Raw genomic sequence first — 13,225 nt, forward strand, 5'->3', positions numbered from 1 at the left:
ATTTGCTATTAATCAATCTTCACTACAAAGTTACCGACAGCCTTATCACCAGGAACAAGTGTTCCTACAGTAAAGGTAACTGAATTACCGCTTACCGCACCAGTAACGTCAGCACCAGTAGTACCATCAGGGTTACATAAAGGACCTAAATCATCAGTCTCTAAAGGATATGTTGCATCAGCAAGTGCTACAACAGTGCCTGAATCGGTCGTATTACGACAACTTACTAAGCTACCACCCGCATGAAATTGAGAGTACTCAGTTAATTGGTCTGTAATAACAGTATTGAGAGCATTTGATGTACCTTCATTGACTGCAATCAATTTCCAAACAACACACTGTCCAGGTTCAACATTCGTTGTTTGCTCTTTTAAGAAGGTCTTATCAGTATCAGCAACACCATCACAATCAGTATCTAAATCAGCATACTTATAAAGACGGACCTGACCTTTAACAACCTCAGAGTTATCTTGACCTTGAGCAGTCACTGTTGGATCTGTTGTTGATACAGCAGTAATTGTTGTTAGGTTATTTGTACCAGATGTTGCATCTGTTGGTGCAAATACAGTGACTTCCATTGGAATGGTTTCACCAGGCTCTAACGTTAATGTTGGAACTGTATCTGAGCCGTCTGTTGCATCACACGCTACTTCTACACTTACACTAGAACCATCCGCTTGCTGCACAATAATTGGCGTCGTTACAGGATCATCACATAAGTTACCAACTTCAGTATCAGGCACACCATCACCATCAGTATCAACAGTAATTGTATTATTAAATCCAGTCATATTATTGCCTGAACTTAAATCAACGGTTTCAGTTGTATTACCATTGTTACCTAACGTGTGGTCATAAGTAACACTACCACCTGGTTCGATTTGGTTGCTTAATGATGCAGGCGTAATATCAATACTGGCATCAGTTGCGACATCAAATGCTTCAACTTTACGGTTAGATGCATTAGATGCGTCTGATGTAGCAACAAGTGAAATGATATAATCCATATCACCATCACTATTTGCATCAATCGCTGCCGTTTGATCACTGTCAGCTAAAGCTTGAGTTGGATCAGAAGAAATAGTAATTTCAGCATTAACCCACAATACAGCACCTGCTGGAATAGTTGGTGTTGATGTAATCACATTCCCCGTTGCTGCAATATCTACCGTACCATCTGCATCAATATCAATACCATTATGCTTGAATACTACAGTCCAGCCCGTTGGTAATGCAGTTTCCCAACTTGTACCGTTATAACTACCTTCTGCACTTAATAGGAATGAATCTGAACTACCGCCTTCATTGGCAATATAGATAGGCGCAGTAACCGTTGAACCTAAAGGCTCATCATTAAACACCGTAGCTACATCTGCACTAGTAAGAACGCCACCCGCAAGAAGCACAGGATCGACATCTACAGCAGGATCAATAGTAGTAATTGGTGTATTAGCAATATCAACAGTAGGACCTGTAATATTATCTAAACGCTCAGTTTTACTATCAGTCTTAGTTGCATCATTGAAAGAAGTTGCCGTTGTTGTTGCTTCAAATGGTGTTGGAGAATCAGCAGCATCTGATGGCAGATTGGCAACGACACGGAACAATGTCTCATTACAATTAACAGTAATACCATCAATAGTTACAGCGGCATCGATACATGTTGAAGGATTAACAGGACCACTATCAGGTGTTACATTACCGTTAGTATCAACAAGTTGTGCTGTACCATCCGCATTCCAATATTCAAATGTTGTTCCTGTTGGAAAGCTAACATTTGCAGTCGAAAGATCAAAACTATCGGTAGTATTACCATTATTAATGATCTTATTATAGAAGAATACTTCACTACCCGCAGCCGCTGAATCTACTGTCTGAATATTATCATCAGTACCATCAGAGTCACCACCACCTGATGTTCCTGTTTCAGTACCAGTATCGGTAATACCTACACCAGTAGTCGTCGTTGTAGTCGTTGTAGTTGGGTTTGATGGATCGGGACCTGCAGTTGTAGGATCTGGATCATTACACTCACCAGCATCATCGTAATCACCATCACCATTAAGATCTGAACATGAATAAGCAACGTTACCTATTTCGGTGTCGCCCATCATTGTTTCAGGAGAATATGCTACATAAAAAGTCATGGAGATAGTTGTATTTGACGCTAATTGATCATCAACAGCATATACACCAGGTACTGCGGTATCGGTTGTATTACCGTTACTGTTAAGATCTAAGCCACCATCAATTTGATTTTCAGCGGTATCATTAGTACCATCTTGGTCTAAATCAACTCCATGTGTAGATTCATCAACTAAATTAGCTGCAAAATCAATCGGTGTATCACCATTAACAGTTAACAAACCACTGCTTGATGCATCATATAACCCACCCGTACTACTCGCGACATATACTGTTCCTTCAGGAATACCATCAAAGATAACCACATCTTTAGCGTCTGTATTACCTGTATTAGAAACGGTTACTGTGTAACGAATTAAACTTAACTCTCGGTTTGTACCACCATCACCATCTAAATCAATACCTAATGCGGTTTCCGTACCAACATTCTCTAAGTGCGTCGCTGATTTGGTAATATTAACCACAGCATCGTTAGTCACTGTAATTAATGATGCGTTAGTATCAGGTAAGGCATCATTGTTATCACCAATATCAGTGACAGAGCCATCAATAGGAGCAAGTGTACCATCATGAGCTTCTGCTTCTAATGTCACACCAAGTGTATCGCCAGGAACGGCTGTTGTAGGCACTGCTGCTGCAAGCATTAAGTTCATTTGCTCACCAGCATTTAGAGTAACAGTATCACCAGAAGTAAATTCGGTTTCACCCGCATCTGGTTGACCATTATTATTTTCATCATTGAAGAGCTTCAATGTGGTAGCATCAATCGTATCCGTTCCTCGCGTATCAGTTCCTGGAAGATTCTGCGCAAATGTTAATGTATAAGTATCAGCACCATTACCTGTATTGGTTAATACATGAGGTAAATATACAGTTTGACCAGGAGAGCCTGTAGTATTGAGATCCTGCTCAATCGTTGCACTATAAATCTGAGCTACAGTTACAACCGCTTCATTCGATGTCGCGGTATAACTATTTCCAGATTCATCTTCATAGGTTACTGTTGCTAAGTTTTTAATATCAGTTCCGGCGGCAGTAGCTGCAAGGGCTTGGCTAGATAGTAAACCTGCACCTACCGTTATGAGTCCCGCCGCAACCCATACACTTATAGGTTTTAAATGCGTATTCATAAAGTGGTTACCTTTTAAGGTCATTAGTTTAATTACGATGTGTATAAATACCCTTGCAAAAACGCAGGGCGGTACATTTACTTAACGTTTATTTAACTTCGATGCGATAAGCAAAAACTTGTTTTTCCTTAGCATTAATAGGTGTTAATGGTATCCAGCGAACTGCGGTATATTTTTCAGGTGGAATAATAACCTCAACTTTTTTTCCATCTTTCATTATTTCGCGTTTCACTGGCTCTTCTTCAAATGTTTTACCTCCATCAATACTAACTAAAAAATTCGATTTAATTTTTGTGTTACTTGTATTGGCAATATAAAAAGTATTTTCAGGAATAGGTCCTGTAATAATTAAGCCATTCAAAGGCTTTTCGCTATTATTTGTGTAAGTTAACTTATATTCGATTTTATCTTTTGGTACGGCTTTCTCTGCTTTTACTAATTTTTCCTCTCCTTTATCATTTACTTCAACTATATATGCATCCATTTTACTTACTAGTAAGTTATCATCTTCCGCATAAACAGAAAAAGACATCATCAAACAGCCAATCACTATCAATAATAAATTTTTCATATTACACCTCATCCTTTATGATCCATGAAATATATATAATGCGATAAGCATGCCAATAATAAATATTTTTACATCATTAAAAAACAATGAGTTAATCACATACGTTTATTTAAAAAGCAAAATAGAAAATTAATTATAATTTTGCGAATCATTATTTAAATGCGAAATAAAAATTAAAAATATAAAGTTATAACTATTGAACCATAAGATAATTTTTTAAAAGGTAGAACATTTTACATAGCGTGTATTATAAAAATAACAACTTAATTTAAAATAAATCCAACATCAATTTCTTACGTAAAAACGATTATTAAATATCAATTTGTTTGATGATTTTATTGGTTAACTTCTTAATTAAACAACAACTGTTTTATATTTAACACATACTACATTTATCAATGTAAAAAAGAACCATATCGATATTTTATCGTATGGTTCTTTCCTAAAATATTAGTCAATGATGATATTATTTTATTTTTATTAAATAAACAGCGGTTCCTTGATCTCCTGGAGCTAAAGCGCCCGTCATATTCCAGCGCACCTCCCCTTCATAATCTACAATATTTGCCCCATTAGTAGTAACAGGTATACAAGTGAGTGACGTTGGCACATTACCCGAGGTACAATCTATTGCTTGAGAGAGCCCCGTATAACTTGGCGTACTATCAAAAATACTTAATTCAGTTAGATCACCATCTCCAACGTTAGTAAAGGTTATAACGTATTCCAATATATCCCCAGGGCGGCCATTATTACTCACTCCAACAGCCGTTCCTTGAGTAATATTTCGTACCGTTTTCTCCAGCTTTAACTCGCCGGCACCACGGAACGTCGCTCTGATGGTATCTTTATCTAACACTTGACGCGTAATACTGTGTCCTGTTCCAACACTATCACTAAAGATCATATCTGCTGCTATATCGTAATGATATTGGGCATTAAGTGGCGCATTCGCTGGCACAAACACTTTACTGAGTAAACATACTGCTGTATTACCATTTACTACTGTCGGATTAATAACTTGAGCATCCGCACCATCTATTATTCCATTACAATTATTATCTAAATAAAGAATGGTACTCCAACCGTCATTTGCTGGAGCAACCTCTGGATTTATAATGGAAAAGTTCACACTTCCCGAGGTTGCAGCTGTAAACTTATGTGGGAATAATACTGCCTTTCCGGGTTCAACTTCACTGAAATTATCAGGCTCCATTCTTGGCTCACGTACCTTACCAAAATCAAGACTACTGATATCATCCCCCGCACTGGCGTTAACAGCCATCTGACTATCAATCACACTGGTACTGGTTACTTGTGGGATCGCAGTGACATTAGCTTCACTGATATCAATCCAATCTGCTTGTTTAATCACATCTAGTAGTAAGTTTTTACCTGAGAAATCCACCCCAAGAATAAATTTATAGCTACCATCACCCGATGTAGTGTCCGTAGCTATCACATCACCCGTCGTCACTCCCGTAACACCAGCATCATTAAACGTTACGGTAACAGTAAAGTTACCTAAACCTATTTCAGTGCCGTCTTGAATACCATCGTGCGCTGCTATTGCGCCACCATTATCTTCAAACACCACACCACTTAAAACAATACGATTAAGCAATTCAAATAAATGATCTTCAACTTCACCATCAACGGCTGCACCATCAAACGTATTACAACTGTTAGCAACTGAGCATAAACGTACTCGCATCACAGTATTGCCATTAAACCCTTCTGCACTAGCGGCATCTAACGTTATTGCTATATTATTATTTCCTGCTGTAACAGCTTGATCATTAATTAATAATTCATTGCTATCAGCAAAATCACCATCATTATTTAAATCAACCCAAATACTCACAAACCCATTACCCACTACTTGAATCGGTAATGTGGTGCTGGTTTCTACAATAATTTGAGCGGGAATATTCAGATCCTCATCATCCTGCCCATGAGTATCATCACCCGTTGCATCAGCACTGATCCACTGTGTAAATTCAGGATCCCAACGAGAGCCAAGCGCTAAATCTGCCACGCCATCTAATGCCGTATCTAAATAAGCATGGCTGGCTTGGCCATATGTTGTAGCTGCATCACCATAATCGGTCGAATCATAACAACCAGCACCATCATTACCTTGCAAACTACTATTATTTGACGCTACAACAAACTCTATTTCAGCGGTTATTACATTGATGCGATAGACTACAGCACGCTCATTTAAGTCAATAATCCCATCTTGATTTGAGTCATGATTTCCGCCATTAGTCATGGCATACAAATTAATAGAGTTATCCATAATCAATGCCCCCGCTTGTAATTTCCCATTCGAATCCACAGTCGGTTTACCACTAAGATAAATCAAATCCTGACTGATAATACTGCCGGTATTAAGATCAACCTGATATAACTTCTCACCTCGTAAATCAACAAGATAGGCTTGTCCATTTTGACTACTTATGGCCAAATCTGCACCTACATCAATAACAACACCAGTAAAGGAGTCATTCATGGCACTAATATCTAATGGAATAACGGTAAATGTTTGGCTATTAAGATCAATCTTAAACATGGAATTCCATCCCGTTCGCCAAGCGATAAGATAATTACCATCCGTCGTAACATCACCAGCGGTTGAAGCGGTAAAATTAAAGGTTGTCGATGAATAACCAATATTTCGTAATGCATCACCAGCATTAAATGAAAAGGTTTCACCATCACTAAGACGGCTCACTGACGCAGCATTTTCTGCTCGCATTTCACCCAAATCAATAAAGCTAGTACCCGTTTTATCGGTCACAAACAAGTGATGATTACGATTGGCTGAGGTCATATCGGTAAAGGTGCCGTAAATCAAGCCATTAACTCGATTAAAACCAATAGCATTTATATTATTAATATTGGTTTGATTCGTAATCGAAATGGGATCTACAATATTAGAAAAAGTAATAGGATCAGACGTTGCATCCAATGACGTATAGGCATAATCACTACTACTCACCGGCTTAATTGTCTGTAAAATTAAATCACATTGATTATTTCCCACCAGATCTGATATCAACACCCGATAATCTTCGACTTCACCGTCATTCGCTAAGCCTACGGGGCTATCACAACCGACATCACTGCATAAGCGAACCCGTAAATAACTGTAACCAACAATAGCACTCGCTGGTATCGGTACACTAAAACTGTTATTACCTATTAATGCTGAAGCTTCAATAATGATTTGTTCGCCTGTATCATCCCAATCCCCATCAAGATTAAAATCAAGCCATGCATATAAACGTTGTCCAGTACTGGTGCGCGCCGCATCTTCAACAACATTCACAGTAATATCAAGGCTTTCACCTTTCGTCGCGGATAAAACAAGTGAAACACCATCTTCATCATCAAAGTTATCGTCATCATCAGCAGTCGCACCTATATTTTGCAGATCACCTAAATCAGCATCCCACAAATTACCCATGCGTAAATCGATAAAGCCATTGTCATCACTGTCTACCTGCACATGCGCCGCACCATCATTTTCATAAGTCGTGGTGTAGTTATTTATTCCAGTACCAACCGTTGTATCAGGCGCGTCACCTAAATCACTCCCTAATACATTGGGCGCTTTAGTAAAACACCCTTTTTGAAGGTTATAACCATCACCAGTACTGCCCGTAAAACCAAACCGCACCATGTTATTACCAATATCATTACGAATATTACGAGTGAATTGACTAACCATGATGCCATCAAGATAATAAGTAAATTGATTGGTCGTTGGGTCCCATTCAAATTGCGCAATATGATAGCGTCCATCTTCTAATTCGCCCCCAGCAACAGACGTGGCAGGAACAAGGGTATTAGCAGCATCAGGGGTATATACATCACCATTAAGATAAACGGCTGTATGGTCAATAAATTGCCCTCCTACCGCATCGTCGGTAGCACCAATAAAGGTGTTATCAAAGGTATCGAACTCAAATACGACAGATGGCGAAACAGGGGTTGCACCAAAAATATCACCAACCCCTAATCCACCACCAAAGGCACCAAAGGCATTCAGATCTCGTGAATCCGCAGATAGCACAAACGTCATGCCATCAGCACCACTTTCAATTCCATTGGGACATCCGGTATTACACGTTCTATCACCTAAATACACCGCTAATTCGGCATACATGGGTTGGTTCAAGTCAATATATTCATAACTCCACAAATACCCTTGTTGATTAGTGGTATTAGGGGTTACAACATATTCACCATTTGCGGCTAAATACGCATCGCCGCCTTCAAATACAACCGGAGCCTCACAAATATTAGGTTGGATTGTATTTGAAATAATAGGGGTTACGATATCGGTATCATCTTCACCATTACCAAAACCATTATTGGGGATTGAATCATTATCGTTGATACTGGTTTCTATGATTTCGGCATTGATTGCAGGTGCCGTAAGTGACTGAGGTGCTAAACGAATAACAGCATAATCATCAAACCCTAACCCTATAGCACCGAGATCTAACTCTCCTGTTAATGGATCATAGGTGGTGATTTCCGTAACACCATCACCGGCATAAGCTTTAACAAAGCTGTACCCAGCTGGAATAGGAAGCGTTACTTTAGTATTAAGTGCTACCGTTGCCCCCATGTTTTCAACACTAACAACAACGTTAAAGGGAATACCTAAAGTTACATTCACACTAGGATCCATCGCTAACATTAATGCCAAATCACCCGGTGGTTTTAATGAAATTAAATGATCTTCAACTTCACCATCACCTGAACTTCCTGTTGGACTATCACACGTTTCCGTACTCGAACAAATCCGTAAACGGACATAGGTATCAATAATTTCAACATCAGCTGGCACGGTAAAGTTAAGCGTACTGTTACCCGAAGCAGCCACAGCAACTGTTGCGGTCTCATCTGCATCAAAGACACCATTTACGTCAAAATCAATCCAGCCATAAAGGTTATCACTGCCTGATGTAACCACAGGAACCGTCAAAGACAAACTATCCCCGCCGACTAAAATAGAGGGGATACTCGGTTGAATAAACCCATCTTCATCATCAGGTGTTACCCCATTAGTATCATCACCATCAGCGGTAACTGTCGGTTGGCCATCATTTTCATTATCAGGCGTGTTAGCTCCTAAATATGGCAAACCAACCTCAGTTTGATGTCGAGGTCCATCTTCTGTCAATTCAGTGAAATAGCCATCTGAAGTCGGTGCATCAGCCCAATCTAGAGGTACTGGAGCATAACGACAACGCGCACCATCATTACCAGCAGCTGATGCATTCGTTTGAGAAAATAACGTCGCCGTATAGCTACCTGCTGGTTTTGAGCCATTCAATACATCAACACGATAGATTCGGCCGGGATTTGGATTTTCTGAAATATAGAAATACCCTTGATCATCAAAATACATCGCACCATATGGTCCATTAGCGATTCCAGGTAATACGCCCAATGAAGTACGAGCACCTGTCGTAGGATCAAATCGATATAGTATTCGTGAATTATTGCTTGGAACAGAATAAATAAAACCATCAACCGGATTAAACGCAATATCAGCATAATTTAAACTCGTCGTCGGTAAGGTTCCAACTTGAGTTAAATAAGTTTCACTGTTTGGATTGGTATCAAATAAATAGAAATTACCGTCATTGTGCGCATATAAAATACCATTATCATCAATATCACCATTATTAGCAGCACTTGGCATAGTTGAATTAAAGATAGGTAATGAATAAGTGTTATAGGCATTATCAAATAGATTTAAAGTATTCGTTCCTTGTATTCCAGCCAGTGTATTTGTCACCATTGAATACCCGACACCAGAACCAGCAGTTACGGGTGACGTCAATAAATTAACCGATCCTGTCGCTAAATTAATGGCATTTAATTGGCTAACACCACCACTACTTTGAGTCAAATAAGCGGAAGATGAACAAATATCAAAAGAGTTAATAACAAAATCAGCAAAGTTTATATCAGTTAAAGCGCCACCTATTGCTGTAACCGTCTTAACATTGGCACTGCTCGATTGATATGTAGCAGGATCCCCTATAGTACCGCCAACATAACTACCTGTATTGGTATCTAATATAGGCGCCGTTGGTGGACAAGTTGGAGACGCAATATTGGTTTCATTAATAGCTTCATAGACTTTATAAGTGCCCGTAGCCCCAACAGTCAGAGTATATGCTCCCGTTGTTGCATCTGCCGTCGTTGCATAACATAGGCTTGTCGAGGGATTGTAGGCGACGATCGGAACTCCAATACCTAACCCAGTTTCGGTTCCATCTTTAATACCATTGGTTGCCGTACCACCACCATCGCCATCATCATTAAATACAAAGCCTGATATTTGTTGTGCGACAACGGTAATAAGATAATCTTCTACCTCACCATCATCTGCAAGCCCTATAGATGAATTACAATCAACATCAGAACAAACTCGAACACGTAAATAAGTATTACCAAGTATTGCATTTATCGGAACAGCTATCGTATAACCTTGAGTAGAACTCGTCGCTGCTATATCTGAAATAACCTGTTCATCACTATCAAGCCAATCACCGTCTTGATTCCAATCAGCCCAGGCATATAATCGTAAACCGGTTAACGTTGATTCAGGATCTTTTGTTATTGTTATTGAAAGATCACTATTACCACCACGAACAAAACTATTAACCCAACTAACACCATCCTCATCATCACTGTCTAATATATCATCTGCATTTGCCGCGATATTTTGTAATGTCCCGTCATCACTATCCCATAACGTACCTAATACAATATCATTTTGATTATCCGTATCAGTATCATTAAAAGCATGGCCTGCACCACCATCATCATATAATGTTTGATAATCACCCGTAGTGGTTCCAGTCGATGTATCTGGCGCATCACCTAAATCATACTCATCCGCTTGAAATATCGCGCCACCTAATGTACTAAACAACAAACGCACTGAGTGCATAGATGCATCATTTACAACACCTAATCCCCACTGAACCCCAATACCATTATCAGTACCAGGATTAGTATTTAAAGTATTATCGAGTAAAAATGGCGCCGCATTTAAATTAGAGTCAAGCATAGTGGAATAAGGACCAGAGAAATAACGATCCCAAGATTTATCTAATTCCATATACCCCATAAATTGATCAGTCGCAGTATAGTTTTTGGTTACACCAACTAATGAATATGGTCCTGTATCTGGTTGATAATTTACTGAATTATATGGAATCGCAAATGCAGCGCCTGCATCACCACCGTTTAAATACGTATCGAACCCTTGTGCTAGTCCAATATTAGAACTATTCGAACCATCTGCTGATTCTAAACAATAATGTTGATCAAAAAATTCATTACCATTTATATAAGTTATTTCGGTCACAATTTTTATATCATTACTATCATAAATATTATTATTATTTCTGTCCCAATATCGTGATGACCATACAGAGAAAGGATCAACTTCAGTTCCAACACCACTGACGGTACTCATTAAAAATTCTTTATAATTACAATATTCGCCGACACTACCATCATTAAGATGCATGTAAGGAAACGTACCACCACAGCTATAAGGTGACTGCTGATATGATTGTTGCTGACCATCCTTAAATACACCATTCCCCCCTGCGGCAATGTGATGAATAATTAATGGTGATCCATTAATTATTTCATATTGACTGTTTGTTTTTGCTGTTGCACCAATTAATTCAGAGGTATCACAATTCACAACTGTATCTCGCCAATCAATATTTCCTCCTGAATTCACATCAGCATCATTATCGGGAAAGTTATCATTCTGAGTATTATCAAAACTACCATTTACATCAGCAAAGTTATCCCCATTATCATAGTTATTATCTAAACCATTAGTACCTACTGTACCCGATAAAATAAGGCCAGCTTCTGTTGTATCATCGCCGCCTTGGTTATCAGAATCCAAGTCTAAATAATCTGGATTGTCAGTAGTATCTGTATTGACGGGTGTTAACCCACTTGTTGGAGTATAAGCTGTATTTAAACCATTATTTGCTGTGTAATTTGCAGGGGTATCATTGTTAGGAGATATATAATTCGTGGTTGTCTGCGCTTCGATATTATCCGGAATACCGTCGCCATCAGTGTCCAAATCGATATGATTATAAATACCGTCATTATCAACATCATCAGACACGCAAGTCGTGCGTAATTTAATCGGAGAGCTGTTTGATTGTGAGGTCGAATTTGAATAAGTAAATGTTATGCTAGAAACAAAATCACTAGACATAATAGACCATTGAGAATTAGCAGCAGAAATGTGTCCGCCTGTTGATAAGGGTTGGAAACTAACAGAGCTTGTATTATTACCAACAACGTTTTGTAATTCTGGTGAAGTCCCACCTAATCTTGCATGGGTAATGGCGGGATTATAGACCGACAAAGTCGCGCCAGTAACACTAACTGACCATTCATCCGAACTGTCAAACCAATAAAAATCATCTGATTGAGATAGAGTTAACTTAACTGGATCAGCAAAAGTAATGGTATAAACCATCTGTTCACCAACCCCTCCCGCCACAGATAATCTTATTTGCCCTGTATTTGTTCCTTCTGGTGAGCCTGCACTCGTACCGCTTAAAACACCATCAAATATTGTTGTTGACAGTGGCATATTTGATTCATCCGGTGAGCCCGCTGTAATACCTGATAAATCAAGAGGTACATCAACCTCACATACTATTTCATCAGTATCTAAAATACCGTCATTGTCATCATCAATATCAATTGCATCATCAACTCCATCACTATCGGTATCGGCTAAAACAGCTGAATAATCAAAATACCAAGATAATGGTGTAAACACAGTTTTTTGATGGCCAAACGCCATTTCTAGATCCCAATCACCACCTTGGCTGCTATGCCCCGTTTTATCAATAGATGCTCGTACAGAAATCTTTGATATTTCGGAAAATTTTGATAATAATTTTTTCCCTTTTTCATCCTTTGCTAAATCACAACCTAAGAAATTAATAACACCATCAGAACCTAATAATGAGCCTATTTTTATTATCTCACTTTTATATTTTTCGATATTTTCTAATGTAATAATATCTCGACCAAATTTAATTTTTCCAGCCGTCCCATGAGCCCATAAATCAACAATCTTTGATTGTGGTTGTTGTTCTAATTGAAAAATAAAATTAGATATATCTTTAATTTTTAAATACTGTAACGAATGCTTACTAAAGAAATCATTCGATATCAATTCTTGATCAATAATAACCATTTTTAAAGGCAATTGATTATTATTGTTTTTAAGTAAAAAGTAACCCAAGATCAATTGTATTATAAACAAAAAATATATAGACTTTTTCAT

3 protein-coding genes are annotated in these 13,225 nt (G+C 38.4%); all 3 read right to left on the bottom strand.

What is annotated here, in order from left to right; translation table 11 throughout:
• Positions 1 to 8: 8 nt before the first annotated feature.
• Positions 9 to 3,275: a beta strand repeat-containing protein gene (locus CZ809_RS05230; protein ID WP_235865804.1), complete on the bottom strand. Its 3,267-nt coding sequence runs from the start codon at positions 3,273 to 3,275 to the stop codon at positions 9 to 11.
• 88 nt (positions 3,276 to 3,363) lie between these two features.
• Complete coding sequence (locus CZ809_RS05235) at positions 3,364 to 3,846, bottom strand: DUF11 domain-containing protein (protein WP_080156322.1); 483 nt, start codon at positions 3,844 to 3,846, stop codon at positions 3,364 to 3,366.
• Between the two features lie 466 nt (positions 3,847 to 4,312).
• Positions 4,313 to 13,225 carry a GEVED domain-containing protein gene (locus CZ809_RS05240; protein WP_080156323.1) on the bottom strand — a complete coding sequence of 2,971 codons (8,913 nt, stop codon included), beginning with the start codon at positions 13,223 to 13,225 and terminating at the stop codon, positions 4,313 to 4,315.

Origin of the sequence: Photobacterium piscicola, assembly GCF_900166965.1 — a bacterium.
GTDB lineage: Bacteria > Pseudomonadota > Gammaproteobacteria > Enterobacterales > Vibrionaceae > Photobacterium > Photobacterium piscicola.